Origin of the sequence: Kitasatospora sp. NPDC101183, assembly GCF_044767945.1 — a bacterium.
In the GTDB taxonomy this organism is placed as follows: domain Bacteria; phylum Actinomycetota; class Actinomycetes; order Streptomycetales; family Streptomycetaceae; genus Kitasatospora.
Genome location: NZ_JBIWOW010000031.1, coordinates 46,980 through 63,515, shown reverse-complemented (window position 1 = coordinate 63,515; position 16,536 = coordinate 46,980). Strand labels below are relative to the sequence as shown.

The window sequence follows — 16,536 nt, the reverse complement described above, 5'->3', positions numbered from 1 at the left end:
CGCGCAAGAGCCGGGGAGGCCCCTTTCGACCAGGGGCCCGAGCTCAGGACTCCTTGCGGCGCTCCGTCCGGGCCCGGGCCCGACGCACCAGCGGGAGCAGCGCGATCGCGCCCACCGTGCCGAGCGCGGGGGGCGCCGCCGGGACGGTCGCCGCCGCCAGGCCCTTCTGGTCGAAGGTGTCCGGCACCGAGAGGGTGGACCAGTGGGAGACGGGCCAGGCCACCACGAAGGCACGCCCGATCACGTTGTCCACGGGAACGGACCCGCCGCCGGGCTGGTCCTGGTGGTAGCGGGAGTCGAGCGAGTTGGAGCGGTGGTCGCCCATCACCCAGATGCGGCCCTTCTCCACCTTCACCGGGCCGAACGGCATCGTCCCGCAGGCGGGGTTGCCCTGGAAGACGTACGGCTCGTTGAGCGCCACGCCGTTGACCTTCAGCGGCCCGCCGCCGTCGCACTCCACGGTGTCGCCGCCGACGGCGACGACGCGCTTGATGAGGTCCTTCTCGTTCGCGGAGGGCATCAGGCCGACGAAGCTCAGCACGTCCTGGACGCCCCGGACGAAGGAGTTGGAGCTCTGCTGGGTCGGCTCGTCGCCCAGCCAGCCGCCCGGGTCGTGGAACACCACGACCTCGCCGCGCTCGGGTTCCGCACCGAACCAGGGGGTGAGCTTGTCCACCAGGACGCGGTCCCCGACCTGGAGCGTGTTCTGCATCGACTCCGACGGAATGGAGAACGCCTGGACGAAGAAGGTCTTGATCACCAGCGCGAGGACCAGCGCGATGCCGACCAGGATCGGCAGTTCCTTCCAGAAGGAGCGCTGCTTGCGCGGCTTGGCCGCCTCCTCGGCGTCCGCGTCGGGGCCGCCCTCCGGCTCGGCCGCCGGCTCGGGGTGCTCCCGGGAGCCCTCGGCGCCGTCGGCGTGCTCGCCCTGCCCGTCGGCGGTCTGGGCCGCCTGCTCCTCGGCCGCCGCCGAGGGCGCGGCGGACTCGGCGGACCGGGCCACCCGGCCGCCGGAACCCTCCGGCTCGCCGGCGCCAGAGCGGGCGCCGATCACCACATCCCCCACAACCTCTCCTCCCAGCTGTGCGGACGCCCGCGCGCCCGCGCTCACAGTGCCGCACAGCGGGCACCACGCTCACCACGACCATGAACGCCTCAGGGCTGCCCACGGAGGGCTCCCCCGACACCAGCACGGCCGCGGCGCGCGACCGGTCCTCCGGCCGCGCCTGCACTTCTCTATCACTCCGAGGCAACCGACTCGCGGTCCCACGCGCGCCCTCCGGCCGGTCGGACCCCGGCCCGGCTCACTCCGGAGGCCTGCTCCGCCGCCGAACGACGAACGGAAGGATGCCCAACACCCCCATAACGAGCGGAGGTTCCACGGGAAGCGGCCCAACCGCCATCGATTCCGGCCCAGTTCCGCGGGCCCGCGAATTCGACGCGAGAGAGGAGAGTGAACCGGGCTCATCGAGTTGATGCACGCGCCCCAGCGGCCAGGTGATCGCGAACGCGCGACCGACCACGCCGCTCAGCGGGATCGTCCCCTGGCCCGGATTCCCCATGTGGAAACGGGAGTCGGCGGAGACGTCCCGGTGGTCCCCCATGACCCAGAGCCGCCCCTGCGGCACCTTCACCTTGAACGACTGCCGCGACGGCGGGTTCCCGGCGGCGAGGTACGTCTCCTGCACCGGCGTGCCGTTGACGCTCAGCCGCCCGTGCTCGTCGCAGCACTCCACGGTGTCCCCGCCGACGCCGATCACACGCTTGATCAGGTCCTGCTCGCCGGCCGAGGGCATCAGCCCGACGTACGCGAGCGCCTCCTTGGCCCCCGCCATCAGCGCGCCGTCGTGGGAGGGCGTGCGGTCCTGCTCCAGCCAGCCGCCCGGATCCTTGAACACCACCACGTCGCCGCGCTCGGGCTCGGCGCCGAACCAGGGGGTGAACTTGTCCACCAGCACCCGGTCCCCGACCCGGATGGTCTGCTCCATCGAGCCCGAGGGGATCACGAACACCTGGACCATGAAGGTCTTCATCACCAGCGCCACCACCAGGGCGACCAGGATGATCAGCGGGAACTCCCGCACCAGCGACCGTCTGCGGCGCCGCTCGGCCCTGCGGGCGCTGCGCCGGCGCTCGGCCCTGCCGCGCGAGGGCGCGGCCGGGTCCTCGGAGGCCTCGGAGGCCTCGGCCTCCCGTTCCTCCCCCGGCGCCCCGACGGCTCCCCGCGCCCTACCTCTGCTCCCCATGACCACCCGCCCCCGCGATCGCGGCGAAGGACGCGGGGCGGTCCAGGCCCGTCCAGCGGGAGAACGGGTAGACGACCCAGTCCGCCCGGCCGATCACCTTGTCCTCGGGCACGAACCCGCCGCCGGGCTGGCCGAGGTGGTCGCGCGAGTCGCGGGAGGCGCTGCGGTGGTCGCCCATCACCCACAGCTCGCCTCGCGGCACCAGCACGTCGAAGGCCACCGCGGAGGGGGCGTCGCCGGGGGCCAGGTACGAGGACTCGTCCAGCGGGACGCCGTTGACGGTGATCGGCAGCCCCGGGCCCTTGCACGTCACCCGGTCCCCGCCGACGCCGATCACGCGCTTGACGTAGACGGTGTTCCCGGCCGGGACGATCCCCAGGCCCCGGCCCAGCGAACGGAGTTCGTCCATGAGGCCGGGCGGTTCCTCGGGCTCCCGGATGAAGGAGCCGGTGCCGTCGAAGACGACGACGTCGCCCCGCTCGGGGTGGTCGCCGAAGGCGTAGGCGAGCTGGTTGGCGACGATCCGGTCGCCGGGGCGCAGGGTGTCCTCCATCGAACCGGAGGGCACCGAGTACGGGCGCGCGACGAAGGCGTTGACCAGCAGCAGGACGAGCAGGCAGATCCCGGCCAGCATCAGCAGGTCCCAGGAGCGCGACCGCCCGGACGCCTCCTCGGCGTCCTCGGGCTCCTCCGGTTGCTCCGGTTGCTCCCCGGAAGACTCGGAAGACTCGGGAGGCACCCCGGGCGCGTCCGCGGCCGGAGCGGAAACGACCGCGGACCGCGGCAGCGACTCCGCACCGGTGGGTGCTGGAGTGCCGTCGCGGTCCGCGGGTGGCTCGTGCGTGCTCATCGGGGGCTGAGCCTACCGTGCGGTGGCCCCGCCCCCCGATGGCTCCCGTCCCCGGACGAACCGGGGAAGCGGGATCACGCGTCGCGCTTCTCCTTGATCTTCGCGGCCTTGCCGCGCAGGTCACGGAGGTAGTACAGCTTGGCGCGGCGAACGGCACCGCGGGTCACGACCTCGATCTTCTCGACGACCGGGGTGTGCACCGGGAAGGTGCGCTCCACGCCGACGTTGAAGCTGACCTTGCGGACGGTGAAGGTCTCACCGATGCCGGCGCCGTGGCGGCGGATGACGACGCCCTGGAAGACCTGGACACGGGAGCGGTTGCCCTCGATGACCCGGACGTGAACCTTCAGGGTGTCACCGGCGCGGAAGGCCGGGATGTCGGTGCGCAGCGAGGCCGCGTCGACAGCAGCGAGCTTGTTGCTCATGGTGCTCTCCATCGCAGGCGCCACGGGCCGCCCACGGAAGTTCGTCGCAATGGGGTCTGCTGCGGGCCGCATCGGCTGGCGGCGATCCCCCCGTGGCGGGGGCGCCGGTCCACGTGCCCCCTACGGGAGGGGGCCAGCGACAGACAACAGCGGCCTATTCTTCCACACCACCGGCCGCGGACCGAAATCGGCCCAGGCCCTCGTCCCAGACCAGCCCGAGCACGCTCAGCGCCTCGCGCTCCTTCTTGTCGAAGGCGCCGAGGCTCCAGCGCCCGACCAGGTCGGGCCGGTTGGCCAGGGTCCGGGCGAAGGCCTGCTCGCGCCGCCAGCGGGCGATCTTCCCGTGGTTGCCGCTGAGCAGCACCTCCGGCACCGCGCGACCGCGCCACTCGGCGGGCTTGGTGTAGACGGGGCCCTCCAGCAGGTCGGCCATGGCGCCGGGCGCGAAGGAGTCGTCGCGGTGGGACTCGGCGTTGCCGAGCACGCCGGGCAGCAGCCGGGCGATCGCCTCGACCATCACCAGCACGGCGACCTCGCCGCCGGCCAGCACGTAGTCGCCGATCGAGGCCTCGACCACCGGCATCCGGGTGGCCGCCTCCTCGATGACCCGCCGGTCGATGCCCTCGTACCGGGCCGGGGTGAACGCCAGCCAGGGCCGCCCGGCGAGCTCCTGGGCCAGCTCCTGGGTGAACGGCCGCCCGCTCGGGGTGGGCACGACCAGGGTCGGCACCTCGCCCTCGGGCCCGCCGGCCAGCACCGCGTCCAGCGCCTCGCCCCAGGGCTCGGGCTTCATGACCATGCCGGGGCCGCCGCCGTACGGGCTGTCGTCGACGGTGCGGTGCACGTCGTGCGTCCACTCCCGCAGGTCGTGGACGTGCACGTCGAGCTGGCCGCGGGCGCGGGCCTTGCCGACCAGCGAGACGTCCAGCGGCTCCAGGTACTCGGGGAAGATCGTGACGACGTCGATCCGCATGCCGCTCTGGACAGCGGCCCGCGGCGGCCCGTCCGGGGTCTCCTCGACGGTCACTCGGACTCCTCCGAGGCCTCGCGGGAGCCGGCGACCTCCGCCGTCTCCGGGTCGATCAGCCCGGCCGGCGGGGTGATGACGGCGCGCTGGTTCTCCAGGTCGACGGTCGGCACGATCTGGCTGACGAAGGGCACCAGCACCTCCGTCCCGTCCGCCTTCTTCACGGTGAGCAGGTCCTGGTAGGGCAGGTGCACGACCTCGGTCAGCTCGCCGACGAGGGTGCCGTCCTGCAGCACCACGTCCAAGCCGATGAGCTGGTGGTCGTAGTACTCCTCCGGGTCCTCGGGGCTCTCCTCCGGGTCGACCTCGGAGATCAGCACGGTGCCCCGCAGCGCCTCCGCCGCGTTGCGGTCCTTGACGCCGGCGAAGCGCAGCAGCAGCCGCCCGCTGTGCACCCGGCCGGACTCGACGGTCAGCGGCCCGACCGAGGCCGGGTCGGTCAGCACGACGGCACCGGGGCCGAGCCGGAGCTCCGGCTCGTCGGTGCGGACCTCGACGCTGACGTCCCCCCTGATGCCGTGGGCACGGCCGATCTTGCCGACGACGAGCTGCACGGTGATCGTTCTCCTGGAGTTCCTGGGGTGCTGTGACAGACGGCGCGCGCGGGCACCCGACGCGCCGGAATGCGAAAAAGGCCGGCCGGGACGACATGCGTCCCGGCCGGCCTCAAGACCCTGACGGCCGCACGAGCGGCGGAGTCAGCGAATGTTGTCCGCGTCGACGAGGTCGACCCGGACGTTGCGACCGCCCAGGGCGCCGACCACGGTGCGCAGAGCGCGCGCCGTGCGGCCGCCCCGGCCGATCACCTTGCCGAGGTCATCGGGGTGCACACGCACCTCGATGGTGTTGCCCCGACGCAGGTTGCGCGAACGCACCTGTACCTCGTCGGGGTGCTCGACGATGCCCTTCACCAAGTGGTCGAGGGCGTCCTCGATCACGCTCAGGCCTCGACGGCGGCGTCGGCCTCGGCCTCGGCCTTGTCCGACTTCTTGGCCTTCGGGGTGATGGCGACACCGGTGGTGGCGTCCTCGAAGCCGGCGACGGCCTTCGCGAACAGGTGCGAGAAGTCCTCGACCTTGGGCTCGGCGACGAGCAGCGGAGCCGGAGCCGGCAGGCCCTTGAACTTCTGCCAGTCGCCGGTCAGCTTGAGGATGGCGAGCACGGGCTCGGTCGGCTGGGCGCCGACGGACAGCCAGTACTGGGCGCGGTCGGTGTCGACCTCGATCTTCGAGGGGTTGTAGGTCGGCTGGTAGATGCCGATCTCCTCGATCGCGCGACCGTCACGCTTGGTGCGCGAGTCGGCGACGACGATGCGGTAGTGCGGGGAGCGAATCTTGCCGAGACGCTTCAGCTTGATCTTGACTGCCACGGGAGTGGATTCTCCTGGTGTTGACGTGGGTGAGCAGCCTCGCCGTCCGCGTGGGGTTGCGGGGCGGGCCGTTCAAGGGACACGCCAGCCGTAGGAGAGAGGGGTCCTGCTCGGCTGCCGAGTACTCAGCTGTCCATTGTGCCACAGCGCCGGGGACCCTCTTCACCCGGTTGTCGGGGGCCTGCTCAGGCTCGACCGGGAGCCCCCGCTCCCGGTCCGCCCGCAGACTCTCCGTCGCCGTGCCCGGTGCCGGTCCACGACCGGCCGGACGCCGTACTCCGGCTTTCCTTCACTTCACACGCCGTGCGCTCCACGTGCCGCACGGTTCGGGGCACCGCCCGGTCCTGGCTGCCCGCACAGCCGTCGACCGGTTCTGCCCCTGGATCACGCGATCTTGAACGGTTGCTGGCACGCGCCGCAGACGATGGACGCCTGGGCGAGCACCGACGGCACGACGCGCACGTTGCGCCCGCAGCCGCAGACCGCCTTGACCCGGACGCCGCCCCCGGAGGAGCCGTGCCGGGCGGCCGGTCCGCGGAAGGCCCGCGTCCCGCCCTCGCCGGCCACCGCTTCCTGGTGCGCCCCGAGGGCGCGGTCCAGCCGCTCGATGGTTCCGGCGTAGCGCTCCTGGGTCTCCTTGAGCATGGTCACCTGGGAGAAGCCGCTGCTGGCGTGCGGTTCGACCGGGTGCGCCAGGCCCAGCTCGGAGGCGAGCATGAGGAAGCGCCGGTTGTGGTAGCGGCCTGCCCGCGAGGTGTCCCGGATGTCCCGGGCCGCGGCCAGACCGTGGGCGGCCTCGTGGAGCAGGCGCTCGAAACCGAGCCGCGTCCCACAGGCCGAGGAGGATTCGCCGATCAGGGCCTCGGGCGAGGCCAGGTCGGGGAGGTCCTGATGGAAGGCCTGGATGTCGCTCCAGGCGGCGGCCAGTTCGGCCGCGAGAACGAGGGGCTGTGTCGTGCTCACGCTAGACCAACGACGGAGTGCGAGCCGATGTTCCGCATGTTCCCGTTCTCGGGGAATTCCCAGGGAACTCCCAGGAATGCAAGGCCGCGCGCGAATTGCGCGTTCCGGATCTGACGCAAGACCAACCCCCTGCCGGTTTCGGCCCGCGCGAGTTGCCGGGCCTGGTGAATTCCGTCCGGGAACGGGCTGTCGCCCCCAGGACGTACGGCCCGCGGCCCCTGCCGAAGTTGACAGGGCCACGGGCCGTACACCGTACCGCTATTCCGTTAATGCCGGGAGTTGACCGGCCAGTAGGGATGTCGGCCGACAAGGCGGTCGGGAAGAGTTACCGGATTCTTACCCGACCGCATTACGGGCGAATGTCGCCGTAATCGGTCGCCCGACGCGGCACAGCGACATCAGTACGCGCGCGCGACGATCGCGATGTTGCCTTCCTGGTCGTCCGTGGCCGGCACCGAGCCGTCCGCGGCGACGATGCAGCGCACCGTGACGCCCTGCTCGGACAGCTTGGCCTCGCCCTCCGCGCCGAGGTCGGCCCAGGAGATCCGGCCCCAGCCGGTGGCGGCGGCCTCCACGGCCTCGTCGAGGGTCTTGACGTCGACCGTACGGGCCTCGCGGCGCTCGCGCGACTGGCGCAGCAGCAGCGCCTGGTCCTCCTCCAGGACGCCCGGCAGCAGCGCGGCCAGCGCGTCGATGGAGACGGGCTCCTTGCCGCCGGGGATGCGGCGCGCCAGCATGGCCGTGCCGTTCTCCAGGTCGCGCGGGCCGACCTCGATGCGCACCGGGACGCCCTTGAGCTCCCAGTCCACGGCGCGGCGGCCGAACGGGGTGTCGGTGCGGTCGTCGACCACGACGCGGATGCCGGCGGCCTCCAGCGTGGCGCCGATCTCGCGGACCTTGGCGATCACCGCGTCGTCGCCCTTGATGGCCAGCACGACGGCCTGGACGGCGGCCAGGCGCGGGGGCACCCGCAGGCCGTTGTCGTCGCCGTGGGACATGATCAGGCCGCCGACCATGCGGGTCGAGACGCCCCAGGAGGTCTGCCAGACGTGCTCGCGCTCGGCGCCCTGCAGCTGGTAGGTGGTGTTGAACGCCTTGGCGAAGTTCTGGCCCAGCTCGTGGCTGGTGCCCATCTGCAGCGCCTTGCCGTCGCCCATCATGCCCTCGAGCGTGAGGGTGTTGATGGCGCCGGCGAAGCGCTCCTTGGCGGTCTTGCGGCCGAGCACGACGTCGATGCCCAGCACGTTGGTCATGAAGTCGCCGTAGACCTGGGTGTGGATCATCGAGGCGTACGCGCGGGCGTCCTCGTACGTGGCGTGGGCGGTGTGGCCCTCCTGCCAGAGGAACTCGGTGGTGCGCAGGAAGACGCGCGGGCGCAGCTCCCAACGGACCACGTTGGCCCACTGGTTGATCAGCAGGGGCAGGTCCCGGTGGCTCTGCACCCACTTGGAGAAGTACTCGTTGATGATCGTCTCGGAGGTGGGCCGGACGACGACCGGCTCCTCCAGCTGCTTGCCGCCGCCGTGCGTGACCACCGCGAGCTCGGGGGCGAAGCCCTCGACGTGCTCGGCCTCCCTGGTCAGGTAGGACTGCGGGATGAACATCGGGAAGTAGGCGTTCTGGGCGCCCGCCTTCTTGATGCGCGCGTCCATCTCCTGCTGCATCCGCTCCCACAGGCCGTAGCCGTACGGTCGGATGACCATGGTGCCGCGCACCGGACCGTTGTCGGCCAGCTCGGCCTTGTTGATGAGGTCCTGGTACCAGCGCGGGAAGTCTTCCGCCTGGGGGGTGAGAACGGGTGCCTTAGCCATGGGCGGAATGGTACGGGGGCCAGCCCCCCGACTTCGAATCCGTTTCACCGTGGGGGCGCACGACCGCGGCGCGCGCGCACCACCCCGCACCCCTCTGGACGCCGGGCCCGACCCGCTGTTCGCTGGAGTGGGGCGGGACTTTGGGGGAGCCGTAGCAGCACACCGAAGGACCGGATGGGAGGCCGCGATGGCTTCAGCTCGCACGACCGGCACGACCGAACGACCCGCGGGCGCACGGGCGCACGACCCGCGGCCCGGGGGGCAGCGGCCCGCTCGGGCGCGCGACTGGGCGGAGATCCAGGAACGCATGCTGGTGCCGCTCTACGAGGCGGTCCACGACCGTCTGGAGGTCGGCCCGGCGAGCAGCGTGCTCGGCCTGGGCTGCCGGTCCGGGCTGTCCCTGCTGCTGGCGGCCGGGCGCGGCGCCCAGGTGGCCGGCCAGGAGCCCGGGGACGAGCTGCGCGCACTGGCCCGCGACCGCCGGCTGCGGGTGCGCGACGGGGCCCGCGCGGCGCCGGCGGCCACCCGGTCGGCCCATTCGCTGGTGACGGTCTTCGAGCAGCTGCCCGGCTGCGCGGACCCGAGCGCGGTGGTCGCCGAGGCGGCCCGGCAGACGCTGCCGGGCGGGCACGTGGTGCTCGCCGTCTGGGGCCCGCCGGAGCGCTGCGAGAGCGCCGCCGTGCTGGACGTGGCGCGCCGGATGGCCGGGCGCACGGGTGCGCGCGACCCCTTCGAGGCCGGGGCGCCCGGCGCGGCGGAGTCCCTGCTCGCGCCGGCCGGCCTGCGCCCGGCGGGCAGCGGCCGGGTGTCCTGCCCGTTCGCCTATCCGGACCTGGACAGCGCGGTGCGCGGACTGCTCTCCACCGGCCTGTTCGAGGCGGCGGAGGAGTTCTCCGGCGCGCCGCTGGTGGCCAAGGAGCTGGAGGAGGCGCTGCAGCCGTACCTGCGGCCGGACGGCTCGGTGCGGATGGAGAACGTCTTCCGCTACCTGATCGCCGAGCGGCCCCGCTAGACGCCCCCGCCGGACGACGCCGCAGGACGCACGAACCGGGGGCGCCCGCCACTCTGGCGAGCGCCCCCGGCCGTACGGTTCACGCCTGCGTGTCGTCCGCGTCCGTCTCCGTCTTCCGCGGCACCCCGGCCGCCCGGTACGCCGCGGCCTCGTCCAGGGTCTCGGCCTCCAGCAGCGCCGCCGCCAGCGCGTCCAGCCGGTGCCGCTGCTCGGTCAGCAGCCGCACCGCCTCGTCGTAGCACTCGGAGACGATCCGCCGGGCCTCCTCGTCCACCGCGTCCAGGGTGGTCGGCGCGGCCGAGAGCCCGTACGCGCCCTGCGGGTCGCTGGGCACGGCCGTGAGCCGCCCGACGCGCTCGCTCATGCCCCAGCGCCCGGCCATCCCCCGCGCGATGTTGGTGACCTGCTCCAGGTCGCTCTCGGCGCCCGTGGTGATCACCCCGTAGACCACCTGCTCGGCCGCCATGCCGCCCAGCGCGCCGATGATCCTGCCGCGCAGGTAGGGCTCGGTGTACGAGTAGCGGTCGTTCTCCGGGGTCGAGAGGGTCACGCCCAGGGCGCGCCCGCGCGGCACGATGGTGATCTTGCGGACGGGGTCCGCACCCGGCTGGAGCATGCCCAGCAGGGCGTGCCCGCTCTCGTGGTACGCCGTCCGCTCGCGCTCCTCCTGCGGCATCACCAGCGGCCGCACGGCGCCGAGTTGGACCTTCTCCAGGGCGTCCGAGAGGTCGCGCTCGTTGACGGCGTCCTGGTCCCGCTTGACGGCCAGCAGGGCGGCCTCGTTGACGAGGTTGGCCAGCTCCGCGCCCGTCATCCCCGGGGTGACCTTGGCGAGTTGGGTGAGGTCCGCGTCCCCCGACAGCGGGACGGCCCTGGTGTGGATGCGCAGGATCGCCGCGCGGCCGTCGCGGTCGGGCGGGCTGACGGTGATCCGCCGGTCGAAGCGGCCGGGGCGCAGCAGCGCCGGGTCCAGCACGTCGGCCCGGTTGGTGGCGGCGATGACGATGACGCCCTCGGAGCCGGTGAAGCCGTCCATCTCGGTGAGGATCTGGTTGAGCGTCTGCTCGCGCTCGTCGTGGCCGCCCATGCCGCCGCCGGCGCCGCGCTGGCGGCCGATGGTGTCGATCTCGTCGATGAAGATGATCGCCGGGGCGACCTTGCGGGCCTCCGCGAACAGCTCGCGCACCCGGCTGGCGCCGACGCCGACGATCATCTCGATGAACTCGGAGGCGGAGGCCGAGAAGAACGGCACGTCCGCCTCGCCGGCCACGGCCCGGGCGAGCAGCGTCTTGCCGGTGCCGGGCGGGCCGCTGAGCAGCACGCCGCGCGGCATCTTGGCGCCGAGCCTGCGGTAGCGCTCGGGGTTCTTCAAGTAGTCGACGACCTCGGTGAGTTCGGCCTCGACCTCGTCGATCCCGGCCACGTCGGCGAAGGTGGTGCGCTTGCCCTGGTCGGCGGTGACGGGCTTGGGCGGGGCCTTGCGGCCGAGCGGCCCGCCGCCGAGCCCGCCGGCCATCCGGCGGGCGAGCAGCACCCAGATGAAGACCAGCAGCAGCATCGGGGCGAGCGAGAGCAGCAGGTTCGTCAGGAAGCTGCGCTGCTGCACCGGCGAGGTGGCGGTGACCTCGACGCCCTTCTCCTGGAGGGTGCCCCACAGGTTGTCCCCCGCGAAGGAGGGCCGCTGGGTGTCGAACTCGGTGTAGTCGCCCTTGCCGCCGTCCGGTTTGGGCTGGGCGCTCTTGAGGGTGCCCTCGATCGCGTCGCCCTTGGCGTAGATCTTGGTGATGTTGCCCTTGTTCAGCTGGTTGTTGAACTCGGTGTAGCTGATCGTGGTCGCGCCCTCGTTGCCGAAGAAGGACAGCAGCAGGTCGGAGATCAGGAACACCACGAGGGCGGTGAGGACGAGGCCCGTCCAGCCGCCGGGCATCCGGCGGCGGGGCGGCGGCGGGGGCGGGGCGCCCTCGGACCGCCAGGGCTGGTCGGGGGTCTGGCGCGGCGGCACGGGTTCGGTCACCCCCCGGACGATACGGACAGGCGCTCGGGCGGGCCAATCGCAACGCCGCGCCCGAGCCGCCGTACGACCGGCCGTCACACCCCTCGACCAGCGGTTACGCGGCGGAGCCCGGCCACTCCTCGGCCGTCAGCGCGTACCGCTCGTGGTCGCGCCAGTCCCCCTGGAGGAAGAGCATCCGCGGGGTGAACCCCTCGTGCCGGAAGCCCAGCCGCTTGGCCATGGCGATGGAACGGTCGTTCTCCGGCTGCACGTTGATCTCCAGCCGGTGCAGGCCGAGCCCGCCCGCGGACTCGGGGGCGAAGCAGCGGTCGACGACCAGGCGTAGGCCCTCGGTCATCCGCCCGGTGCCGGCGAAGGGCAGGTACGCGTCGTAGCCGAGCGAGGCGTTGCAGAACCGGCCCATCACGATGTTGGCCACGTTCACCTTGCCGACCATCCCGCCGGTGTCCCGGTCGATGATCAGGAAGGTCCGCAGCCCGGACCCCTGACGCTTGAGCAGGTCCCGCAGGCCGTCCGGTTCGACCGGGTTCCACCGCCCGATGTGATCGGCGGACCTGCGGACCGCCTCGGCGTACACGACCTCGTCCTCGGCCCTGGGGGCCCTGATCATCACTCGCACGCCCTCATCATCGGACATGCCGGTGGCCCGCCGCCCGGATTACCGGACGACGGGCCACCGAAAAGGGCCGCTCTACAGCAGGTCCTTGAACTCCTTCGGGAGCTCGAAGTCGGCCGGGCCCTTGCCCGCGCCGAGCCCGAACGCGCCGCCGTCCGCCTCCGGGGCGCCCGGACCGAGCGCCCGGCGCTGCGCGGCCGCGGCCTCCTCCTGCTGTCGCTTCAGCGGGTTGCCGCTCTTGCGCTTGCCCTTGGCCTGCGGCGCCTTCTTGCCGGACTTCTTCGCGCCGCCGCCCATCCCGGGGATGCCCGGCATGCCGGGGACGCCCTTGCCGGAGGCCATCGCGGACATCATCTTGCGGGCGTCGAAGAACCGCTCGACCAGGTTCTTCACCTCGCCGACCTGGACGCCCGAGCCCTTGGCGATGCGGGCCCGGCGGGAGCCGTTGATCAGCTCCGGCTCGGCGCGCTCGGTCGGGGTCATCGACTTGATGATCGCGCCGACGCGGTTGACGTCCTTGTCGTCGATGTTGTTGATCTGGTCCCGGATCTGGCCCATGCCGGGCAGCATGCCGAGCAGCTTGGAGATCGAGCCCATCTTCTGGACCTGCTCCAGCTGGGACAGGAAGTCGTCCAGGGTGAACTGCTTCGGGCCGCCGCGCAGCTTGGCCGCGATCTTCTCGGCCTCCTCCTGCGAGAAGGTCTGCTCGGCCTTCTCGATCAGGGAGAGGACGTCGCCCATGCCGAGGATGCGCGAGGCCATCCGGTCGGGGTGGAAGGCGTCGAAGTCGTCGACCTTCTCGCCGTTGGAGGCGAACATGATCTGCCGGCCGGTGACGTGCGCGACCGACAGGGCGGCGCCGCCCCGGGCGTCGCCGTCGAGCTTGGAGAGCACGACACCGGTGAAGTCGACGCCGTCGAGGAAGGCCTGCGCGGTGGTGACCGCGTCCTGGCCGACCATGGCGTCGACGACGAACAGGACCTCGTCCGGGTTCACCGCGGCGCGGATGTCGGCGGCCTGCTGCATCAGCTCGGCGTCGATGCCCAGGCGGCCGGCGGTGTCGACGACGACGACGTCGTACTGCTTCTGCTTGGCGTACTCGATCGAGTCCCTGGCCACCTGCACCGGGTCGCCGACGCCGTTGCCCGGCTGCGGGCCGTAGAAGGCCACGCCGGCGCGCTCGGCGACCACCTGGAGCTGGTTGACGGCGTTGGGGCGCTGGAGGTCGCAGGCGACCAGCAGCGGGGTGTGCTTCTGCGACTTGAGCCAGTGGCCGAGCTTGCCCGCGAGGGTGGTCTTACCGGCACCCTGCAGACCGGCCAGCATGATGACCGTCGGGCCGTTCTTCGCGAACCGCACCCGGCGGGTCTCGCCGCCGAGGATCGCGATGAGCTCCTCGTTGACGATCTTGATGATCTGCTGCGCCGGGTTCAGCGCGCCCGAGACCTCGACGCCGAGCGCACGGTCCTTGACCTGCTTGATGAAGGCCCGGACGACCGGCAGCGCGACGTCCGCCTCCAGCAGCGCGATGCGGATCTCGCGGGCGGTGGCATCGATGTCCGCCTCGCTGAGGCGGCCCTTGCCACGGAGGTTCTTGAACGTCGCTGCGAGGCGATCGGAAAGGGTGTCGAACACGTCGTCGCGGGTCCTCTGCGGCATCGGTATCGGTACGGTCGTCGCCCACAAGGGTATCCGGCCGCCCCGGGTACGGTCTCCACCCCTGCCTCAGTGCAGTACGGCCCGTACCGCGGCCGCCACCTCCCCGGCCCGCTCCGGCGTCAGCGGCAGGCCGCGCCCGTCGGTCAGGTAGAAGGAGTCGACGGCCTCCGCGCCCAGTGTGGAGACGTGCGCGGTGCGCACCCGCACCCCGGCGCCGTCCAGCGCCCGGCCGATCCGGTGCAGCAGCCCGGGGGCGTCGTGCGCGCGGACCTCCAGGACGGTCGCGCTGGCCGAGGCCACCGCCGGGGCCACCGCGACCAGCGGCGGCGGGGTGGGGATGCCCTTGCGGCGCGGGGCGGCCGCGTCCCGCTCGGCGAGGCGGCGGGCGACGTCCAGCGAGCCGTCCAGGGCGCGGCGCAGGTCGGCGCGCAGCCGGGCGGCCTCCGGCAGTTCCCCGTACTCGGCGGCGACCCGCCAGGCGAGCAGCAGCACCGGCCCGGCGCCGATCGGGTCCAGCTCGCGCAGACCGGCCGAGCGGACGGCCAGCCGGTGCAGCGCCAGCACCCCGGCGGCGGTGCCGAGCAGCCCGGGGCGGTCGGGGACGGCCAGGTTCAGCTCCACGCCCATCGGCTCGGCGCCCGGGCGCTCCCCCTCGGCCTGGGCGCGCAGCGACAGCGCGGGCTCCCCGGTGCGGGCGGCCTCGACGGCGAGGCGCTCCTGCTCGGCGGTCGGCGGCGCCTCGGTGACGGAACCGGCTCCCCCGGCCAGCTGCGTGGCGACCCTGGCGACCAGGCCGTCCACCAGCGAGGCCCGCCAGCCGCTCCAGGCGGCCGGGCCGGTGGCCAGCGCGTCCGCCTCGGTGAGGGCGTGCAGCAGTTCCAGTTCGGGCAGGGTGCCGATCACCTTGGTGATCGCCTCCACGGTGGCCGGGTCGTCCGGGTCGCGCCGGGTCGCGGTGTCGACGAGCGTCAGGTGCTGCCGTACGAGCACCGCCAGGGTGCGGACGTCCTCGGGCGGGAAGCCCATCCGGGCGGCGAGGTCGCGGACGATCACCTCCCCGGCCTCGCTGTGGTCGCCGGGCCAGCCCTTGCCGAGGTCGTGCAGCAGCGCGGCGACCAGCAGCAGGTCGGGCCGGGCGACCCGGCGGGTCATCGCGGCGGCCCGTACGGCCGTCTCCACCAGGTGCCGGTCGACGGTCCAGCGGTGCACGGCGTTGCGCTGGGGGCGGCAGCGCACCCGCTCCCAGTCCGGCAGCAGCCGGGTGATCAGGCCCTCCGCCTCCAGCGCCTCCCACACCGGCACGGCCGCCTCCCCCGCGCCCAGCAGGGTGACGAGCTGCTCGCGCGCCTCGTCCGGCCAGGGCACCGGCAGCGGGCGGCACTCGGCGGCGAGCCTGCGCACCGTCGCGTACGAGACGGTCAGCCCGTTCTGCGCGGCGGCGGCCGCGGCGCGCAGCGGCAGCACCGGGTCGGCGGCGGGCCGGGCGCCCTGGGCGAGCACCGCCTCGCCGTCCTGCTCGACCACGCCCTCGGCCAGCGGGCGGCGCTGAGGCCCGCCCCGGGCCGCGGCGCCGGCGCCGCGCCGCGCGAAGGCGAAGCCCCGGCGGACGGCCGGGCGGGTGCGGGCGGCGAGCACCCGGTCCACGGCCCGCCAGGTGACGTCGCTCGCGTAGGCGACGGTGCGGGCGGCCTCGTACACCTGGCGCAGCAGCGCGTCGGCGTCCAGCACGCCGAGCCGCTCGGCGACCTGGTCCTGGTCCTGGAGGCTCAGCCGCTCGGTGGCCCGGCCGGTGGTCAGGTGCAGCGCGTCGCGGACGTCGGCCAGGCGTGTCGCGGCGGCGTCGAGGCCGTCGCGGGGGGCGTCGGCGAGCCAGCTGGCGGCGATCGCGTCCAGCACGACGAGGTCGCGCAGGCCGCCGCGGGCCTCCTTGAGGTCGGGCTCCAGGAGGAAGGAGAGCTCCCCGTGCCGCTCGGCCCGCTCGCGGACGAGTTCACGCAGGTCGGGCAGCCGGGCGGGGGCGCTCGCCCGCCAGTCGGTGAGGACGGCGGAGCGCAGGGCCGCGGTGAGCGAGGCGTCCCCGGCGAGGTGGCGGGCGTCCAGCAGGCCGAGCTGGGCCTTGAGGTCGGCGGCGGCGACGGCGCGGGCCTCGGCGGGGGTGCGCACCGCGTGGTCGAGCCGGGCGCCCGAATCCCAGACGGGGTACCAGATCCGCTCGGGCAGCTCGGGGGCGATCGGGCCCTCGTGCAGCAGCAGGACGTCCAGGTCGCTGCGCGGGGAGAGCTCGCCGCGCCCGTAGCCGCCGACCGCGACGAGGGCGACGCCGGCGGGCGGGGCGCCCGACTCGGCGTGCAGGGCGGCCAGCCAGTCGTCGGTGAGGCGGGCGAGCGCCTCGCGGCGGGGGCGGCCGCCGGGGCCGGGGCCGTCGAGCAGCGCGGCCCGGGCGGCGGCGTAGTCGGCCTGGTCGTCGTGGTCGGCCTGGTCGTCGCGGTCGGCGTGGTCGAGTGGGGTCGTCATGCGCGAGGTCCCGTCCGTGCTGCGGGGTGG

General features: G+C 73.4%; 15 protein-coding genes. 1 reads left to right on the top strand and 14 read right to left on the bottom strand.

Translation table 11 applies throughout. The features are described 5' to 3' along the window. Positions 1–43: 43 nt before the first annotated feature. The 10 genes from lepB (ACIRRS_RS32685) to proS all read right to left on the bottom strand — a co-directional run bounded on the left by lepB (ACIRRS_RS32685) (position 44) and on the right by proS (position 8,691). Positions 44–1,066 (bottom strand): signal peptidase I, encoded by a 1,023-nt coding sequence (gene lepB / locus ACIRRS_RS32685; RefSeq protein ID WP_402978616.1) that lies wholly within the window; start codon positions 1,064–1,066, stop codon positions 44–46. A 238-nt stretch (positions 1,067–1,304) separates the two neighbouring features. After that, positions 1,305–2,246, bottom strand: a complete 942-nt coding sequence (gene lepB / locus ACIRRS_RS32680; RefSeq protein ID WP_402978613.1) for a signal peptidase I — start codon at positions 2,244–2,246, stop codon at positions 1,305–1,307. Further along, positions 2,230–2,985, bottom strand: coding sequence for a signal peptidase I (gene lepB / locus ACIRRS_RS32675; protein WP_402978611.1), 756 nt, complete (start codon positions 2,983–2,985; stop codon positions 2,230–2,232). The genes lepB (ACIRRS_RS32680) and lepB (ACIRRS_RS32675) overlap by 17 nt, the downstream gene beginning before the upstream one ends. Positions 2,986–3,170: 185 nt before the next feature. Next, positions 3,171–3,521 (bottom strand): 50S ribosomal protein L19, encoded by a 351-nt coding sequence (rplS, locus tag ACIRRS_RS32670; protein WP_031072113.1) that lies wholly within the window; start codon positions 3,519–3,521, stop codon positions 3,171–3,173. 154 nt (positions 3,522–3,675) lie between these two features. Beyond that, the gene (gene trmD, locus ACIRRS_RS32665; protein WP_402978693.1) at positions 3,676–4,494 is read right to left on the bottom strand and encodes a tRNA (guanosine(37)-N1)-methyltransferase TrmD; all 819 of its coding nucleotides are present in this window, start codon (positions 4,492–4,494) and stop codon (positions 3,676–3,678) included. Between the two features lie 50 nt (positions 4,495–4,544). Further along, a complete protein-coding gene (gene rimM, locus ACIRRS_RS32660) occupies positions 4,545–5,102 on the bottom strand; it encodes a ribosome maturation factor RimM (protein ID WP_402978609.1) in 558 nt (185 codons plus the stop codon). A gap of 144 nt (positions 5,103–5,246) precedes the next feature. Continuing rightward, the gene (locus ACIRRS_RS32655; RefSeq protein ID WP_031072120.1) at positions 5,247–5,486 is read right to left on the bottom strand and encodes an RNA-binding protein; all 240 of its coding nucleotides are present in this window, start codon (positions 5,484–5,486) and stop codon (positions 5,247–5,249) included. Between the two features lie 2 nt (positions 5,487–5,488). Further along, positions 5,489–5,917, bottom strand: a complete 429-nt coding sequence (gene rpsP, locus ACIRRS_RS32650) for a 30S ribosomal protein S16 (RefSeq protein ID WP_402978606.1) — start codon at positions 5,915–5,917, stop codon at positions 5,489–5,491. Positions 5,918–6,301: 384 nt separating this feature from the next. Next, positions 6,302–6,880 carry a hypothetical protein gene (locus ACIRRS_RS32645; RefSeq protein WP_402978603.1) on the bottom strand — a complete coding sequence of 193 codons (579 nt, stop codon included), beginning with the start codon at positions 6,878–6,880 and terminating at the stop codon, positions 6,302–6,304. 398 nt (positions 6,881–7,278) lie between these two features. Further along, positions 7,279–8,691, bottom strand: coding sequence for a proline--tRNA ligase (gene proS, locus ACIRRS_RS32640; protein WP_402978600.1), 1,413 nt, complete (start codon positions 8,689–8,691; stop codon positions 7,279–7,281). A 187-nt stretch (positions 8,692–8,878) separates the two neighbouring features. Between proS and ACIRRS_RS32635 the strand changes: the two genes are divergently transcribed. Beyond that, complete coding sequence (locus tag ACIRRS_RS32635) at positions 8,879–9,703, top strand: class I SAM-dependent methyltransferase (protein WP_402978598.1); 825 nt, start codon at positions 8,879–8,881, stop codon at positions 9,701–9,703. 79 nt (positions 9,704–9,782) lie between these two features. On the opposite strand, the gene ftsH is transcribed toward ACIRRS_RS32635, so the two are convergent. The 4 genes from ftsH to ACIRRS_RS32615 all read right to left on the bottom strand — a co-directional run bounded on the left by ftsH (position 9,783) and on the right by ACIRRS_RS32615 (position 16,506). Beyond that, on the bottom strand, positions 9,783–11,717 hold the full coding sequence (gene ftsH / locus ACIRRS_RS32630) for an ATP-dependent zinc metalloprotease FtsH (protein ID WP_402978595.1): 1,935 nt from the start codon (positions 11,715–11,717) through the stop codon (positions 9,783–9,785). Positions 11,718–11,811: 94 nt separating this feature from the next. Further along, the gene (locus ACIRRS_RS32625) at positions 11,812–12,354 is read right to left on the bottom strand and encodes a GNAT family N-acetyltransferase (protein WP_402978592.1); all 543 of its coding nucleotides are present in this window, start codon (positions 12,352–12,354) and stop codon (positions 11,812–11,814) included. Between the two features lie 54 nt (positions 12,355–12,408). Further along, a complete protein-coding gene (gene ffh / locus ACIRRS_RS32620) occupies positions 12,409–13,968 on the bottom strand; it encodes a signal recognition particle protein (RefSeq protein WP_402978690.1) in 1,560 nt (519 codons plus the stop codon). 90 nt (positions 13,969–14,058) lie between these two features. Then, complete coding sequence (locus ACIRRS_RS32615) at positions 14,059–16,506, bottom strand: [protein-PII] uridylyltransferase (RefSeq protein ID WP_402978589.1); 2,448 nt, start codon at positions 16,504–16,506, stop codon at positions 14,059–14,061. Positions 16,507–16,536: the final 30 nt, after the last annotated feature.

Excerpts from the sequence above, each read along its gene's own strand:
- lepB (WP_402978613.1), bottom strand. The coding sequence starts at position 2,246 with ATGGGGAGCAGAGGTAGGGCGCGGGGAGCCGTCGGGGCGCCGGGGGAG.
- rplS (WP_031072113.1), bottom strand. The coding sequence starts at position 3,521 with ATGAGCAACAAGCTCGCTGCTGTCGACGCGGCCTCGCTGCGCACCGAC.
- trmD (WP_402978693.1), bottom strand. The coding sequence starts at position 4,494 with ATGCGGATCGACGTCGTCACGATCTTCCCCGAGTACCTGGAGCCGCTG.
- proS (WP_402978600.1), bottom strand. The coding sequence starts at position 8,691 with ATGGCTAAGGCACCCGTTCTCACCCCCCAGGCGGAAGACTTCCCGCGC.
- ACIRRS_RS32635 (WP_402978598.1), top strand. The coding sequence starts at position 8,879 with ATGGCTTCAGCTCGCACGACCGGCACGACCGAACGACCCGCGGGCGCA.
- ACIRRS_RS32625 (WP_402978592.1), bottom strand. The coding sequence starts at position 12,354 with ATGTCCGATGATGAGGGCGTGCGAGTGATGATCAGGGCCCCCAGGGCC.
- ACIRRS_RS32615 (WP_402978589.1), bottom strand. The coding sequence starts at position 16,506 with ATGACGACCCCACTCGACCACGCCGACCGCGACGACCAGGCCGACCAC.